Annotated in this window: 14 protein-coding genes; 9 read left to right on the top strand and 5 right to left on the bottom strand. The window is 65.2% G+C overall.

Translation table 11 applies throughout. The annotated features are described in order from the left end of the window. Positions 1-65 precede the first annotated feature (65 nt). Positions 66-1,478, top strand: a complete 1,413-nt coding sequence (locus N0D28_RS13905) for a fasciclin domain-containing protein (protein ID WP_260560088.1) — start codon at positions 66-68, stop codon at positions 1,476-1,478. A 73-nt stretch (positions 1,479-1,551) separates the two neighbouring features. Here the strand turns inward: N0D28_RS13905 and N0D28_RS13900 are convergent, their stop codons facing one another. Then, positions 1,552-2,145: a hypothetical protein gene (locus N0D28_RS13900; protein ID WP_260561957.1), complete on the bottom strand. Its 594-nt coding sequence runs from the start codon at positions 2,143-2,145 to the stop codon at positions 1,552-1,554. Positions 2,146-2,261: 116 nt separating this feature from the next. On the opposite strand from N0D28_RS13900, the gene N0D28_RS13895 reads away from it, so the two are divergent. The 4 genes from N0D28_RS13895 to ppgK all read left to right on the top strand — a co-directional run bounded on the left by N0D28_RS13895 (position 2,262) and on the right by ppgK (position 6,954). Then, entirely contained in the window at positions 2,262-2,912 is a 651-nt protein-coding gene (locus N0D28_RS13895) for a MazG family protein (RefSeq protein WP_260560087.1), read from the top strand. Continuing rightward, positions 2,890-3,483 (top strand): NUDIX hydrolase, encoded by a 594-nt coding sequence (locus N0D28_RS13890; protein WP_260560086.1) that lies wholly within the window; start codon positions 2,890-2,892, stop codon positions 3,481-3,483. The genes N0D28_RS13895 and N0D28_RS13890 overlap by 23 nt, the downstream gene beginning before the upstream one ends. 265 nt (positions 3,484-3,748) lie before the next feature. After that, positions 3,749-5,986: an ATP-dependent Clp protease ATP-binding subunit gene (locus tag N0D28_RS13885; RefSeq protein WP_260560085.1), complete on the top strand. Its 2,238-nt coding sequence runs from the start codon at positions 3,749-3,751 to the stop codon at positions 5,984-5,986. 218 nt (positions 5,987-6,204) lie between these two features. Beyond that, entirely contained in the window at positions 6,205-6,954 is a 750-nt protein-coding gene (gene ppgK / locus N0D28_RS13880; RefSeq protein ID WP_260560084.1) for a polyphosphate--glucose phosphotransferase, read from the top strand. 82 nt (positions 6,955-7,036) lie between these two features. On the opposite strand, the gene N0D28_RS13875 is transcribed toward ppgK, so the two are convergent. Then, a complete protein-coding gene (locus N0D28_RS13875; protein ID WP_260560083.1) occupies positions 7,037-7,333 on the bottom strand; it encodes a hypothetical protein in 297 nt (98 codons plus the stop codon). A 154-nt stretch (positions 7,334-7,487) separates the two neighbouring features. Between N0D28_RS13875 and N0D28_RS13870 the strand changes: the two genes are divergently transcribed. Further along, positions 7,488-7,922 (top strand): SCP2 sterol-binding domain-containing protein, encoded by a 435-nt coding sequence (locus N0D28_RS13870; protein ID WP_260560082.1) that lies wholly within the window; start codon positions 7,488-7,490, stop codon positions 7,920-7,922. A gap of 6 nt (positions 7,923-7,928) precedes the next feature. Here N0D28_RS13870 and moaC read toward each other — a convergent pair whose 3' ends face one another. Next, positions 7,929-8,417, bottom strand: coding sequence for a cyclic pyranopterin monophosphate synthase MoaC (moaC, locus tag N0D28_RS13865; RefSeq protein ID WP_260560081.1), 489 nt, complete (start codon positions 8,415-8,417; stop codon positions 7,929-7,931). A 2-nt stretch (positions 8,418-8,419) separates the two neighbouring features. After that, positions 8,420-9,031: a DUF177 domain-containing protein gene (locus N0D28_RS13860; RefSeq protein WP_260560080.1), complete on the bottom strand. Its 612-nt coding sequence runs from the start codon at positions 9,029-9,031 to the stop codon at positions 8,420-8,422. A 167-nt stretch (positions 9,032-9,198) separates the two neighbouring features. On the opposite strand from N0D28_RS13860, the gene rocF reads away from it, so the two are divergent. From rocF to N0D28_RS13845, 3 genes are all read left to right on the top strand, one after another. Further along, on the top strand, positions 9,199-10,083 hold the full coding sequence (gene rocF, locus N0D28_RS13855; RefSeq protein WP_260560079.1) for an arginase: 885 nt from the start codon (positions 9,199-9,201) through the stop codon (positions 10,081-10,083). Positions 10,084-10,323: 240 nt separating this feature from the next. Beyond that, positions 10,324-11,595: an RNA-guided endonuclease IscB gene (gene iscB, locus N0D28_RS13850; protein ID WP_312846411.1), complete on the top strand. Its 1,272-nt coding sequence runs from the start codon at positions 10,324-10,326 to the stop codon at positions 11,593-11,595. Between the two features lie 142 nt (positions 11,596-11,737). Further along, positions 11,738-12,058, top strand: a complete 321-nt coding sequence (locus tag N0D28_RS13845) for a putative quinol monooxygenase (RefSeq protein ID WP_260560078.1) — start codon at positions 11,738-11,740, stop codon at positions 12,056-12,058. A gap of 86 nt (positions 12,059-12,144) precedes the next feature. On the opposite strand, the gene N0D28_RS13840 is transcribed toward N0D28_RS13845, so the two are convergent. Then, a complete protein-coding gene (locus N0D28_RS13840) occupies positions 12,145-14,604 on the bottom strand; it encodes a phenylalanine--tRNA ligase subunit beta (protein WP_260560077.1) in 2,460 nt (819 codons plus the stop codon). Positions 14,605-14,627 lie beyond the last annotated feature (23 nt).

Below are 14,627 nucleotides of genomic sequence, written 5' to 3'. Positions count from 1 at the left end.
TCCGAACGTAATGTTGGTGAGAATTGCTAAACTAAAGGCCAGAGGTGATGGAGATGCAAAGAAAAATGATCGTCTTGCTTTCGTGTGGATTGATGGCGGCTTCGGTGGCGTCGGCGGGCGGTGCGGGAGCCAAACCCACGACCAAGCCCACTGCCATGCCAGCGGCCAAGTGCATGAGCATCGCCGATACGGTGATGAACAACGCGCAGTTCAGCACCCTGTTGACCGCGCTGCAAGCCGCCGGGCTGGTCGATACCCTCAAGAGTGGGCAGTACACGGTGTTCGCGCCGACCAATGCGGCCTTCAACAAGCTGCCCAGCGACGTGCTGTCGGGCGTTCTCAACGACCCGGAACTGCTCAAGTCGGTGCTGCTCTACCACGTGGTGCCGGGGAAGGTGAACGCCAAGCAGGTCATGAGTCTCAAGAGTGTCAAGACCGCCCAGGGAGCTTCTCTGAGCGTTCAGACGATGGGCAGCAAGGTCATGATCAACGGCGCGAACGTGATTCAGGCCGACGTGCCCGCCTGTAACGGCGTCATTCACGTGATCGATGCCGTGCTGATGCCCCCCATGAGCGCCATGACGCCCAAGCCTGCGCCTGCGGCCGCTGCCCCGGCTCCGGCCCCCGCCGCTGCGGCCGCTGCCAGCGACGACACCATGACCAGCGACACCGGCACCGACACCACGGTGGCCGACGCTGTGCCCGCCGACACCACCGCGCCTGCCGACACGACGATGGCGATGGCTCCCGCCAACCCGATTGTCATTCCGCCCACGCCGCTGACCATGCCCAGCGATCTGATGACCGACACCTCGGCGGACACCAGTACCGATACGACCACCACGGACGCCACGACCACTGACACTGCGGCGGCGGACGCGGCCACAACGGATACGGCCGCACCAGCTGCTACAACCACTACTGATACGGCAGCCCCGGCGGACACGACCACCACAGACACCACTGCGGCGGCCCCCGCGACCACGGATGCGGCTGCGCCCGCCGACGCCACCACGGCCGACGCGTCTACCGATACCACCACGGCGGACACGGCGATGGCCGACAACACCATCTACGACCTGATCGTGGCCGACGACCGCTTCAGCACCTTGCGGTCGCTGCTGAGTGACGCTGACCTCACCGAGACGCTGATGGGCGGCGAATACACTGTCTTCGCGCCCACCGATGAGGCGTTCGCCAAGGTGGACCCCGACACCCTCGCCAAGATCGCCTCCGACCCGGCGCTGCTCAAGCAGGTGCTGCTCTACCACGTGGTCGCAGGCAAGATGACCGGCGCGCAGGTCAGCGCCGCGACCCAACTCGCCAGCGCTGAGGGAGCCAGCCTCAATGTCACCAAGGACGGCGACAACCTCAAGATCAACGACGCCACCGTGACTGCCGCCGATATGGACGCCAGCAACGGCGTCGTGCATGTTATTGACACTGTGCTGATTCCGCCCGATTTGAAACTTCCCTGATCGGCTGAACTCCAATTAACAAAGCGAAACGGCCCCCGCAATGGCGTGGCCGTTTCGCTTTGTCAAGCGTGACTCAGGGCAGGCGCTGGGCCAACTGATCGAACACGAAGTTGGCGGCCTCGGCGCGGTGAAGGTACACCGTCCAGAGACTGAAGTTCTGCTGCAACACCAGATCGGGTGCGCCCTGCGCCTGAAAGACCCAGCTTGCGCCGATGTTGGCCCAGGGCACCAGCGCGCTGGGAGCCAGCATCTGCGGCGTGACCCGGATGACGCCGGGGGCATTGGCGTCATCCGTGAAGTGCGCGCCAGGATAGCGCCGGTGGATGGCTCCCTGCGAGTCGCGCGCCATGGCTCCCAGCACCGACTGCATATCGCTGCTGCCGATCAGCGAAGCGTTGCCCTGCACCACCGGCGGCAGGATGACGTAGGTGGCGGCCTGCAAGCGTTCGCGGCTGAGCGGTCCGCTGGACGGGCTGGTGGCAGCCCCGGCAGGCGGCGCAGGGGTGGGCACAGGGCTGGCTGGGGACGGTTGGACCGGAGCCGGTTGTGCAGCGGGCAGTGGCGTGGTCTGAATGGGGGTGGGCGCAGTCTGGGCCGACACTGCGCCGAAGAAAAGTGGGAAGAGGAGGCTCAGGACCATCATGGCGGGGCGCAGGCGGTGACTCATGGTCCCACTGTGGGCCAGACAAGCTGATGAAAGATGACGCGGGCGTGAGCCGCTGGCGGGGGCGCTTGGCGACCGGATTTGCCTTTGGTCGGGCCGGGGCCGCGTAGCATACCGGCATGCTAGAGCTGCTCAAGACCATGCGCCGCCTGCGCGCCCCGGACGGCTGCCCCTGGGACCAGGAACAGACCCATGCCAGCCTGCGCCCTTACCTGCTCGAAGAAGCTGCTGAGGCTGCCGACGCCATCTCGGCGGGCGATTTGGGTGAACTGCGCGGCGAACTCGGTGACGTGCTGCTGCAAGTGGCCTTTCACAGTGTCATTGCCGAGGCGGCGGGCGAATTCAGCTATCAGGACGTCGAGCAGGGCATCGTGGACAAGCTGGTCCGGCGGCATCCGCACGTCTTCGGAGACGTGCAGGTGTCGGACAGCGAGGAAGTGGTAAGTAACTGGCAGAGCATCAAGGCGCAGGAGCAGGGCGGCAGACCACGCAGCGCTGCCGATAAGGTCCCGCGTGCCCTGGGAGCACTGGCCCGCGAGGCGCAGGCGCAGAAACTGGGGCAACGGAGCAAGGACCCGGCCCGGACCCAGCTTCGACAGGCACTGGACGAGGCTCCGGGTACTGAGGCGGGCGTGGCGGCACTGCTGGCCGCCGCTGTGGCCTGGGCGCGTGGCCTGGGCATCGACCCGGAGGTGGCCCTGCGTGCCCACACCGACGCGCAGCTTCGGTCGCTGGACGCCGTGACGGATGAAGCGTGCACCGGTGAGTGACGGTCCATTCCAGTCGATGCTGCCGGAGAGTGACCCCTGGGCCGACTGGCAGCTTGGCCGCACCCGCCGCCGCCTGCACCTGCCGCACTACCGCGCCGCCGCCGTGCTGGTGGGCCTGACCCGCGAACCCGATCCCAGGGTGCTCCTGACACTCAGAAGCAGCGATCTGCCCACCCACCAGGGCCAGATCAGCTTTCCCGGCGGTAGCCTGGAAACTGGAGAAAGCGTCGTGGAGGCGGCCCTGCGCGAAGCCTGGGAGGAAGTCGGATTGGAGCGGGAAGCCGTAAGCGTCCTGGGCGAACTCGACGACGTGTTTACCCCCGCAGGCTTCCACGTGACCCCGGTGCTGGCCCGCCTGGACGCCGCGCCGCGCCTGAGCCTGAGCGCCGAGGTGTCGGCCATTCTGCTTCCGCCGCTGAGCGAACTGCGTGCTCTGGAGCAGCCCGCCGAGCGCCGCAGCGGGCCGGATGGGCAGATGTTCCTGCTCTACCGCTATCCCTGGCAGCAGCACGACATCTGGGGTATGACCGCCCGCGTCGTCCACGACGTGCTCAGTAGCGGCGTGACCTGAAGGCCGAAGACCGGGTTGGAGGCCAGCCCAGGGAGCCAGTTCAGGCAGAACGTGACCTCGGGCGCGGCCACAGCGCTGCCGGGGGCTTACCATGATTCTCAGTGCCCACCACCTCCAAGTCGCCCCGCCGCGCCGCCGCGCCGAGCCAGCGCGTTTGTAACCTGCCGTTCAGACAGCTTCACCTATACTCCCGGAGAGTAAATCCCACGACGAAAAGCGCCCAACCCCCACTCAACTCCGCAAACGCCGTGTTTCGAGGGATGCCATGAACCGATACGATGACCGAGCCAGACTGGTTTTTCACTATGCCCGCGAGGAAGGCAACCGCCTGGGCCACGCGATGGTCGGCCCGGAGCATCTGCTGCTGGGCCTGATGCGCGAGGGCGGCACGGCAGCCCTGATCCTGGGCGAGTTCGATGCCACCCTGGACGGCCTGCGCCGCCGGGTCGAAGAGATCATCGGGCGCGGCGAGGGCAACCGCCTCAACGACGCGCCCAGCATCACGCCGCGCGCCCGCCGGGTCATGGAACTCGCCAGCGCCGAGGCCCGCAGCCTGGGCGCGCAGGTCACCTCCACCGAGCACATTTTGCTGGGCATCATCCGTGAGGGCGACGGGGTGGCCTTCCGTATCCTCCAGGAACTCACCAAGGACGTCGACACCATCCGCTGGCGCATCCTGGCGCAGGGCGACGCGGCGGGCGGCAAAACGGCCAAGCCAGTGGCGACCCCCTTCCTCGACGAGTATGGCCGCGACCTCACCAAGCAGGCCAGAGAGGGCAAGCTCGATCCGGTGATCGGCCGCGCCGAGGAAATTCGCCGCGTGACCCAGATCCTCTCGCGCCGTACCAAGAACAATCCGGTCCTGATCGGCGATCCCGGCGTGGGCAAGACCGCCATCGTGGAAGGGCTGGCGCTGGCCATTCACGAGAAGCGCACCCCGCCCAACCTGCACAATGTCCGTCTGGTCAGCCTCGATCTGTCAGGCGTGGTTGCCGGAACCAAGTACCGGGGCGAATTCGAGGAGCGGCTGCGCCAGATCATCGAGGAGCTTCGCAACGCCAAGGTGATGGCCTTCATCGACGAGCTTCATACCCTGGTCGGTGCGGGCGGCGCGGAAGGCACCCTGGACGCCGCCAACATTCTCAAGCCTGCCCTCTCACGCGGCGAAATTCAGGTCATCGGCGCGACCACGACCGGCGAGTATCACCGCTACATCGAGAAGGACGCGGCCCTGGAGCGGAGATTCCAGCCCGTGATCGTTCTCGAACCCAGCCCTGCCGAAACCGTTCAGATTCTGCGCGGCCTGCGCTCCCGCTACGAGGAGCACCACGGCGTTCAGATCCCTGACGCGGCCATCGATCTGGCGGTCCGTATTGGTGAGCGCAGCCTGCCGGGGCGCAACTTTCCCGACAAGGCCATCGACCTGATCGACGAGGCCGCCAGCCGGGTGCGCCTCAACATGAGCCTGGGTATTCAGGTCACCGAGAATGAGATGGGCGAGCCGATGGTGTCGCGTGAAGACATCGAGAGCGTCATCAACTCGATGGGCGGCATCTACTCCGAGGAGACGGCGGCGCAACTCGCCGACCTCGACGATCAGCTCGACTCTCAGGTGTACGGCCAGCCCGAGGCCATCAAGGCGCTCAGCAATGCCCTGCGCCGCGCCCGTGTGGGCCTGGGAGGCCGCACCCGCGTGGCTGCCAGCTTCCTGTTCGTGGGGCCGAGTGGCGTGGGCAAGACGCACCTCGCCAAAGCGCTGGCCCGCACCCTCTTCGGCTCGGAGCGGTCGCTGATCCGGGTGGATATGTCGGAATTTCAGGAGGCCCACAGCGTCAGTAAGCTGATCGGTTCGCCTCCTGGCTATGTGGGCTACGAGCAGGGTGGCCGCCTGACCGAAGCAGTGCGCCGTCAGCCTTTTTCTGTCATTTTGCTCGACGAGATCGAGAAGGCGCACCCTGACATCTACAACACCTTCCTTCAGGTGCTGGACGATGGCCGCCTCACCGACGGCCTGGGCCGCACGGTGGACTTCCGGCGCACCATCCTGATCATGACCAGCAACACCGGCTTCAACGTCAGTCCCACCGCCGGGTTTAGTCCGGTGACCCAGGACAACAACACCCCGCTGCGCCACCTGTTTACCCCGGAGTTCCTGGACCGGCTCGACGAGGTGATCCGCTTCCGTCCGCTGGGCGAGGACGAACTGGTGCGCGTCTCGCAGCAACTGCTCGAAGAGATGCAGGAAGAACTCGCCAGCCGCGAACTCAGCGTCACCTTCGAGCCGGGCGTGGCGGCCTGGCTGGTCAGCAAGCTCAGGGCGCGCAGCCCCAAACACGCGGTGGGCAGCTCCCGGCAACTCCGTACCCTGGTCCGCGAGGAGATCGAGGACCCGCTGGCCCTGGAACTGCTCTCGCACGGCGAAGAGGAAGTGCGGGTGGGCATCGGCACCGAGCACCTGACCTTCGAGCGCGGCAAGCAGGCGCAGCCGCAAATGCTGGCGTAAAGCCCCGTTGGTTGAGAGCGCCCGGCGAGAAGTGCAGCCGGGCGCTTTTGGTGTGGGTGCCTCCCCTGGATCGTGATCGCCCACATCACTCCTGCTGATCCTTGGAGCATGGCCCAGGCTGCCAGGTCGCCGTCTTTGTTCCTGGTGCGGACGGCACATTCGAGTTGCCCGAGCTGGCCCTGTCCGGCACCCTGCCAAACTTGATACCCTGAGCAGATATGAGCCTCATTCTCGGCATCGACATCGGCGGCAGCGGCATCAAGGGCGCTCCGGTAGACACCCAGACCGGAAAACTCACGGCGGAGCGCTACCGCATTCCCACGCCGGAGGGAGCCAAGGCGCACGATGTGGCCGAGGTGGTTCACGACCTGGTCAAGCATTTTGATCACAGTGGGCCGGTGGGCGTCACCTTTCCCGGCGTGGTGCAGCACGGCCACACCATGAGCGCCGCCAACGTGGACAAGGGCTGGATCGGCCTGGACGCCGACGATCTGTTCACCAAGGCCACCGGGCAGCAGGTCACCCTGCTCAACGACGCCGACGCTGCTGGGCTGGCCGAGGCCCGTTTCGGCGCGGGCAAGGGCGAGGTCGGGGTGGCGCTGCTACTCACCTTCGGCACCGGCATCGGCAGCGCCCTGCTTTACGGCGGCGTGCTGATTCCCAACACTGAACTCGGCCACCTCTGGCTCAACGTCGACAAGGCCGCCACCGAGGCCGAGGCCTGGGCTTCCGACCGAATCCGGGAACAGGACGACCTGGGCTGGAAAAGCTGGGCCAAGCGCGTCAACAAGTATCTGCAACACGTCGAGATGCTCTTTAGCCCTGACCTGTTCATCATCGGCGGCGGCATCAGCAAGAAGGCTGACAAGTGGCAGGCGCAGATTGACTGCAAGACCAGGCTGGTCACGGCGACCCTGCAAAACGACGCGGGCATCGTGGGCGCGGCTTTGTACGCCAGCGAGCGCTAGAAAAGACGCTCTCGCAGACCACCAGAGCTGAAGAAGCGGGCCGCCCGAGTTGGGCGGCCCGCTTCTTCAGCAGAAATCTGGTTTAGCCTTTGAGGGCGGCGGCCAGCTGCTTGAGGCCGTCTTTGTCGGCATCGGGGGCGGCAGAAGCCAGCTTCTCGGTCTCGCTGCCCAGGCCGGGCAGAATTCCGGCGGCTTCCTGAAGGTTGCCGCTTTCCAGAGCCGACTTGAGCTTGGCGAGGTGGCTGACCAGCGTTTCCGCGCCGGGAACGCCGTTCAGGGCGCTATGCCAGCTGGTCACGTTGCTCAGGGCCGCAGCTGCCGGAATGTTGGCGACGCCGCCTTTGGCTGCCTGAAGGGTCTGACTTAGTTGCTCATTCATGGGTGTACCTCCTGTGAAGTGGTCTTGCCCACTTAGCAGACTGCACTGGGCGTCCAACCTGTGTCGGTCTTGTTACAGGCCAATTGTCGGCGCTGACACGAGTCCCTGCTCTTCTGTAAGGCGCGGTGTAGAAAGCAGGGGGTACCGTGAAAAAATGCCCAAGATGCTGCACCCGTCAATCTTTTCGGCGACCCAACTGTGGGCCATTCTGAGCGAAGTCTACGCCCCGGCAGGTCAGGACGCCCAGGCCAATGTGCTGGCAGCGCGGCGGCTGGTCGTGGCCTTTGCTTTTCAAAACCCTGACCTCTATCTCGTGGTGGACGGACGCAGCGGCGAGGCGGTGGTCAGGGCCGATGAAACCGGAGAGGTTCAGGACCTGCCCACGCCCGATCTGACGTTTCATCTGGCGGGTGACACGATCGACCGCTTCTGGCGCGGTGAACTCAACCCGGTGGCCGCCCTCTCGGCAGGGCAGCTCAGGATTGAAGGTTCGCTGCTGACGGCGCTGGCGCTGGCCCCGGCCCTCCCCGGTCTGCAAGCGCGTTACCGCCAGATCACGGCCCGGCTGGTGGAAGGCCCGGAGGTCTGAGCCGCTTCAGTCGCTGCGCCGGTAGTCGCCGCTCTTGCCGCCGCTTTTGCTGAGCAGGCGCACCCCCTGAATCTCGATGGCCTTGCTGGCAGCCTTGAGCATGTCGTAGACGTTGAGGGCCGCCACTGTCACGGCGGTCAGGGCTTCCATCTCGACGCCGGTGGGAGCCTGGGTTCTGACAGTGGCGACGATATGCACGCCGCCCGGCTCCAGGCTCACGTCTACCTGCGCGCCGGTCACGGGAATGGGGTGGCACAGCGTGATCAGGTCTGCCGTGCGTTTGCTGCCCGCCAGGCCCGCCAGTCGCGCCACCATCAAGGGGTCACCTTTCTTATTGGTGCCGCTCTCCAGCGCGGCGCGGGCCTCGGGCGGAAGAACGACCCAGGCCTCGGCGCTGGCCTCGCGGTGGGTTGCGGCCTTGCCGGTCACGTCGACCATGCGCGGCTGCCCCGCCACGAAGTGGGTGAGTTCCGGGGGGGCGGGCGTGTCACTCATCTCTATTCATCCGGCAATTCCAGACCGCTCAGCGACTTGAAGGGGTTCTGGCGGGCGTGCTGCTTCCCATCATGCTGGGCTTCCAGAAAACGCTCGGAGTCGTCCTCAATTGGCACGCCAGCGCTGTGCTCGCAGGGGCCGTCGTTGAGGTCGTGGCCGCAGACCTGGCACAATCCCCGGCAGGCGTCGTCGTGCAGCACGCTCAGCGGCGCTTCGAGCAGGGTGGTCTCGGCCAGGTAGTTGCTCAGATTGAGGTCGGGGTCGCCGAACACCAGAATCTCCTCGCCGGTGTCGGCTTCCTCCAGGTAAGGCGTTGTGGCGGCAGGATCGTAGCGCATCAGGGTGCCGAGCTTGAGCTCGATCGGCACCTCCACCGGGCGTAGGCAGCGGGCGCAGTCCATTTCCAGGGTCGCCTCGAAATGGCCTTGCAACCAGAATTCATTGCCTTGCAGGGCGTTGACGCTGATCTCGTAAAATGCAGGTTCGGCAAAACGCATCGTCTGCGCTTCTTTGCCCTGCTCGTAACGGAGTTCCGTGAGTTCACCGCTGGCTTCGGCGTCGCCCATCTGGCGCAGCAGCGTGCCGAGGTGAATCCGGGGGGTCTGGATGGTCATCCGCTCATGATAGGGCCGGGCGCGGGCCGACATGGCGAGTGAATATTCAGTTGAGGGCCGACAGTTCGGCAGTGCCCTTCCACGCACAGTGGGTGTGCTGCCCCGCATTCCCGTTGATATTCATGCAGTGCTGAGGCATACCGCTGCCCAGGCCCTAGCATGACCGGATGGACATCTCGATTCTGGGCATTCCGATGGACCTCGGTGCGGGGCGGCGCGGGGTGGATATGGGCGCGTCGGCGCTGCGAAACGCTCAACTGGCCGCCACCCTGCGGGCCCTGGGCCACACCGTCACCGATCTGGGCGACGTACCGGTGGCAGTGCCGGAAACTGCCGACAAGTATCAGGATCAGGGGCTGGTCTTTCTGGACGAAATTCTGAGCGCCTGCACCGGGGCGTACCAGCGCCTCAGCGCGCTCGACGCCAGCACCTTTCCGATTGCGCTGGGGGGCGACCATTCCATCAGCATGGGCACGGTGCCGGGTGCGGCGCGTGGGCGGCGAACCGGAGTCGTCTGGGTGGACGCCCACGCCGATTTCAACACGCCCGGCAGCAGCGAGAGCGGCAACATTCACGGGATGCCGGTGGCGCACCTGACTGGCCTGGGTGATTCGCGCCTGAGCAGCATCGCCGGGGGTTGGCATGCCCGCCCCGAGGACATCGTGATGATCGGCCTGCGGAGCGTGGACCCGCGCGAGCGCGAACTGGTGGCCGAGGCGGGCATCAAGACCTACACCATGAAGGATGTGGACCAGCTCGGCATCACCCGGATTGCCCAGGAAACCCTGGAGCGCCTCAGCCATCTGGAGCGCCTGCATGTGTCCTTCGACGCCGACGCCCTCGACCCGGTGGTCTGCCCTGGCGTCGGCACGCCCGTGCCCGGCGGCCTGAGCTACCGCGAGGGCCACCTCTTGATGGAACTGTTTGCCGAATCGGGCCGGGTCACCAGCCTCGATATCGTGGAAGTCAACCCGGTGCTCGACCTCAGAAACCAGACTGCCGAGGTGATGGTCGGCATGGCGGCGAGCCTGCTGGGACAGCGGATTTTGTAAGCAACCCCAGGCCTAAAGGCCGGGGCTTTTAAGGCCCCACTTGCTTACCCGACGACCCGTAAGGGTAAACGATGTTCAAGCCATCACACCCAAGAATGCCTCGCCAGTTTTTGGCTCTGTGTCTACAAACAAAGAAAGCCGGGAAGGGAAAACCTCGCGCCTCTGAATGTAGAGCGACAAACTTGAAGATGCCCGTCTAGGCGAACTTTACACGGCGCTTACGCGCAACAAGGACACACGATGAGTCACCGAGTTTTTGTTCTCAACCCAGATAAATCCCCATTGATGCCGTGTACAGCAAAACGGGCCAGGAAGATGCTGGAAGGCGGTAAGGCCGCTGTGTGGCGGCGCTATCCGTTCACAGTCATCCTGAAAGAAGCGTCTCCGAACCTCTCCCAACCCCTCGCCCTCAAGCTCGATCCTGGCTCCAAAACCACTGGTATGGCGCTCGTACTGAAAGGCAAGACGGGGAAGCAATGCATCTGGGGCGCGGAACTGGCGCACCGGGGTATGGCGATCAAGCTCAAACTACTCGCCCGCCGCTCACTGCGCTCAGCTCGCCGCAATCGCAAGCTGCGCCATCGCCCGGCCCGCTTCCTGAACCGCACCAAGCCTGCCGGGTGGTTGCCGCCATCCCTGATGCACCGCGTCCTCACCATCAAGTCGTGGGCGAAGCGGCTGGATCGCCTCACGCCGTTGGATGCCTTCTCGATGGAGCTGGTGTCGTTCGACACGCAGAAGATGATGAATCCTGACATCCAACGCGAGGAGTATCAGAAGGGAACGCTCTTCGGTACGGAGGTGCGGGCCTACCTGCGTCAAAAATGGGACGACAAGTGCGCCTACTGCGGGAAAAAAGGCGAAGAGGTCGAGCACCTTGTCCCCCGCTCTCGTGGCGGCTCCAATCGCATCAACAACCTCGTGTGGTCTTGCCGCAAGTGCAACGAGGAGAAGGACAACCTCACCCTGGAGGAGTTCCTAGCTAGGAAGCCCGCCGTCCTGCGAAAGATTCAGGAGCAGCAGAAGGCGTCCCTCCACGACTCGGCTGCCGTCAACGCCACCAAGTACCGCCTACTGGACGAACTCAAGACCTTCGGATACCCCGTAGAAACCGGGAGCGGCGCTCAGACCAGCTTCAACCGCACTGAGCAGGGCTACGAGAAAGCGCACTGGATTGATGCGGCCTGCGTTGGGGATTCGGGCGAGAGCGTTGCCCTCCGGCCCCTGAAGCCCCTGAAGGTCGCCTGCATGGGGCGCGGCAATCGTCAGGTGTGCGGCACAAATAAGTACGGCTTCCCGATTCGGCACCGGACGCGCCAGAAAGTGTTCTTTGGCTTTCAGACCGGAGACATGGTGCGGGCCGTGGTCACAACGGGCAAGAAGGTGGGGACGTACATCGGGCGGGTTTCTGTGCGGGCGACTGGCAGTTTCAAACTTCCGCAGGTGGACGGCATCCATCACCGCTTCTTCATAACGCTACACAAAGGAGATGGCTATGGCTACAGCTTCTAGGAGCGCCCCTGGCGCTCACCCCCTTACCTCCCCAGCCCTAAAGGGCGGGGCTTCCGGGGGTCTTTGGTGAGGCTGGTCTGGCCTGAGCTGGTCGGGCCAGTGCAAGTCAGGTAAGGTGGGACCGTACCCCTGGAGGTCAACGATGTTTTACGAACTGCGCCGCTACACCGCCCAGCCCGGACGCCGGGACGAACTGGTCAAATTCATGGAAGAAGTGATCATTCCTTACCAGGTGTCCAAAGGGATGGTCGTCACGGCCTCGTTTATTGACGAGGAGAACCCGGACGTGTATATCTGGATGCGGCGTTTCGAGGATGAAGCTGATCGTCAGCAACTCTACGCCGCGACCTACGACAACGACCACTGGAAGAATGAAATTGCGCCGATTACCAGTCAACTGATGATCCGCGAGAAGATGGTGGTGACCCGGATCGTGCCGACGGCCAAATCGGTGCTGCACTGATCTGAGCGGCTCGTCAATATAAAGCAACCCGCCGACCCCCTTTTCAGTGGGAGTTGGCGGGTTTCGTATCGAGCGCCGCTGCTGTTCTACTTCTCCCGAATGGCCCAGCCTGCCGCCCGCACCGCGCCAATGAGCCGCTCCATGATTGGGTCCACTTCGCTGTCCGACAAGGTCTTCTCGCCCCTGAAGGTGAGGCGCACGGCGACGCTGCGCTGCCCGGTCGGAATCTGCTCGCCCACGTACACGTCAAACGGTTCCAGGCTTTCCAGCAGTGGCCCGGCTTCTTGCCTGAGTAGACCAGCCACTTCGCCGTAGCTGACCGACTGCGGCGCGATGACCGCCAGATCGCGCCAGGCGGCGGGAGCGCGGCTGGGGTCGCTGAAGGCCCACCCGGCGGCGGGCAGCGGCAGAGCGACTTCCAGCAAGTAGGTGTCGCCCTTGAGGCCGTATCCCTGGGCAATCTCTGGGTGGAGTGCGCCCAGCCAGCCGACACTCTGATTGTTCCAGACAATTGCGCCCGCGATGCCGGGGTGCAGTGCCGCTGGTACGTCCGCGCCGCGCAACTGGCGAATCTCCAGACTCGCACCCTGCCCCGCCGCCAGCGATTCCAGCAGGCCCTTGAAGGCGGCGAAACTGCCTGCCACCCCCGCCTGATGGGTGTTGGGAGCCAGCGGCCCGCGCAGCAGCAGGCCCAGTTTCTCGATTTCGCCCGACGCGGGGAAGACGCGCCCGATCTCGAACAGCAGCGCCCGCTCGCCTTTGGGGCGGTTCTGGGCGGCCTTCAGCAGACTGGGATACAGGGCGGTGCGCAGGCCGGTGCGCTCCGCCGTCAGCGGATTTTGCAGCCGGACACTGGGGGCCTCGCTGCGGGCCTGCTCGGCTTCCGGGTCGCTGGTGAAGGTATAGGTCACCACTTCCTGAGCGCCGAGTCCGGCCAGTGCGCCTTTGAGGCTGCGCCGCGCCGCGCTGACGGCTCCCGCGCCGTGGTTGTCGGGGTGGGGGCTGAAAGTGGGCAGGGTTTCGGGCAACTCGGCGTAGCCGTGCAGGCGGGCGACTTCCTCGGCCAGGTCCTGCCAGACTACCATGTCCACCCGCCAGCTCGGGGGCGTGACGGTTAAGGTGTCGCCGTCCTGTTTCACCTTCGTGCCCAGACGCATCAGGATGTCCACCATTTCGCCCGTGTCAATGTGCATACCTAAGAGGCCGCGCACCTGTTCGCCGGTCACTTGAATGTCGGCGGGGAGGTCGGGTGTGCCCACCGTCGTCAGGCCCGCTTCCGCCTTGCCGCCACTGTACTTGACCAGCAACTCAGCCACCCGGTTGGCCCCACGGGGCGAGAGCATCGGGTCGACGCCGCGCTCGTAGCGGTACACCGCGTCGGTCTTGAGGCCCAGCCGGGTGGCGGTGCGCCGCAGCAGCACTGGGTCAAAGTGGGCCGATTCGATCACGACTTCGCTGGTGTCGGCCCGCACGTGCCCGTGATCGCCGCCCATGATGCCCGCGATGCCCAGCACGCCGCCGTCCGTTTGCGGAGTCTGGGCGGTCTGGAAGGCGTCGGCCACGCTCATCACGCCGCGTTCGCGTCCGTCCAGAATCAGCAGGTCTTCCGGCCCGACCTGATGCTCGCCGCCCATCAGATCCTTGACATTCTCGCCCTGCCGCAGACCGAAGGACACCAGAATCTTGTCGTTGGTCACGTCGCGGCGGTCATACAAAGCCGTCGGCTGACCGAGTTCCAGCATCACATAGTTGCTGCTGTCCACGATCAGGTCAATCGAGCGCATGCCGGCCAGGGTCAGGCGGCGCTGCATCTCCACCGGCGCGGGGCCATTCCGCACACTGCTGACGGTGCGGGCCGAGAAGTGATCGGAGCCGAAGCGCAGTTTCTTGCTGGGGTCGCGCTCCAGGGTGACGGCGCGGGGCGGCAGGGTCACTTCGATCTGGCCCTTGCCATTGGCGGCCAACCCCTGCGAAGGCTCTTTCAGCTCCAGCTTGAGGAAGGCCGCCAAGTCGCGGGCCACGCCCAGCACGCTCAGGGCGTCGGCGCGGTTGGGGGTGATCTCAATGTCGAGCACGCTGTCGGCGGCCCACACATCGGCCAGCGGCGTGCCGACTGGGGCCGTGCCTGCCGGAAACAGCAGCAGTCCGGCGCTGCTCTCGCCGATGCTGAGTTCCTTGGCGCTGGCGGCCATGCCCCACGACTCCACGCCTTGCAGGCTGCGGACGCCGTACTCCATGTCGCCCAGTTTGGTGCCGGGCACGACCAGTGCCAGCATCGTTCCGGCAGGCAGACCGACCGCGTTGGGTGCGCCGCTGGCAATGGTGCGCTGGCCGTGCGGACCAGTGTCGAGCGTGAGCTTGGTCAGTTGCGTGCCGGGCATGGCGGTGGCCTCGGTGACGGCCACCAGCAGCACCCCAGCGGGCGGGGCGGGGGCGTCGTCTATGCCTTCCAGCGGCAAGCCAAGCTGGGCGAAAATCGGCTCAAGGGTGTTGACAGGCGGGAGTTGGGGAATCAGTTCTTGGAGCCAGGAATAGGGAAGTTTCATAGGGTGTCCTTTGATGACCGATA

Source organism: Deinococcus rubellus (assembly GCF_025244745.1).
GTDB lineage: Bacteria > Deinococcota > Deinococci > Deinococcales > Deinococcaceae > Deinococcus > Deinococcus rubellus.
The sequence above is the reverse complement of the archived record's forward strand: the minus strand, read 5'-3'. Positions and strand labels throughout refer to the sequence as shown.

Bases quoted from the DNA above. Each gene is read 5' to 3' on its own strand.
- ppgK (WP_260560084.1), top strand. From the start codon at position 6,205: ATGAGCCTCATTCTCGGCATCGACATCGGCGGCAGCGGCATCAAGGGC.
- moaC (WP_260560081.1), bottom strand. From the start codon at position 8,417: ATGAGTGACACGCCCGCCCCCCCGGAACTCACCCACTTCGTGGCGGGG.
- rocF (WP_260560079.1), top strand. From the start codon at position 9,199: ATGGACATCTCGATTCTGGGCATTCCGATGGACCTCGGTGCGGGGCGG.
- N0D28_RS13870 (WP_260560082.1), top strand. From the start codon at position 7,488: ATGCCCAAGATGCTGCACCCGTCAATCTTTTCGGCGACCCAACTGTGG.
- N0D28_RS13905 (WP_260560088.1), top strand. From the start codon at position 66: ATGATCGTCTTGCTTTCGTGTGGATTGATGGCGGCTTCGGTGGCGTCG.
- N0D28_RS13895 (WP_260560087.1), top strand. From the start codon at position 2,262: ATGCTAGAGCTGCTCAAGACCATGCGCCGCCTGCGCGCCCCGGACGGC.
- iscB (WP_312846411.1), top strand. From the start codon at position 10,324: ATGAGTCACCGAGTTTTTGTTCTCAACCCAGATAAATCCCCATTGATG.
- N0D28_RS13875 (WP_260560083.1), bottom strand. From the start codon at position 7,333: ATGAATGAGCAACTAAGTCAGACCCTTCAGGCAGCCAAAGGCGGCGTC.
- N0D28_RS13885 (WP_260560085.1), top strand. From the start codon at position 3,749: ATGAACCGATACGATGACCGAGCCAGACTGGTTTTTCACTATGCCCGC.
- N0D28_RS13860 (WP_260560080.1), bottom strand. From the start codon at position 9,031: ATGACCATCCAGACCCCCCGGATTCACCTCGGCACGCTGCTGCGCCAG.
- N0D28_RS13890 (WP_260560086.1), top strand. From the start codon at position 2,890: ATGAAGCGTGCACCGGTGAGTGACGGTCCATTCCAGTCGATGCTGCCG.
- N0D28_RS13840 (WP_260560077.1), bottom strand. From the start codon at position 14,604: ATGAAACTTCCCTATTCCTGGCTCCAAGAACTGATTCCCCAACTCCCG.
- N0D28_RS13900 (WP_260561957.1), bottom strand. From the start codon at position 2,145: ATGAGTCACCGCCTGCGCCCCGCCATGATGGTCCTGAGCCTCCTCTTC.
- N0D28_RS13845 (WP_260560078.1), top strand. From the start codon at position 11,738: ATGTTTTACGAACTGCGCCGCTACACCGCCCAGCCCGGACGCCGGGAC.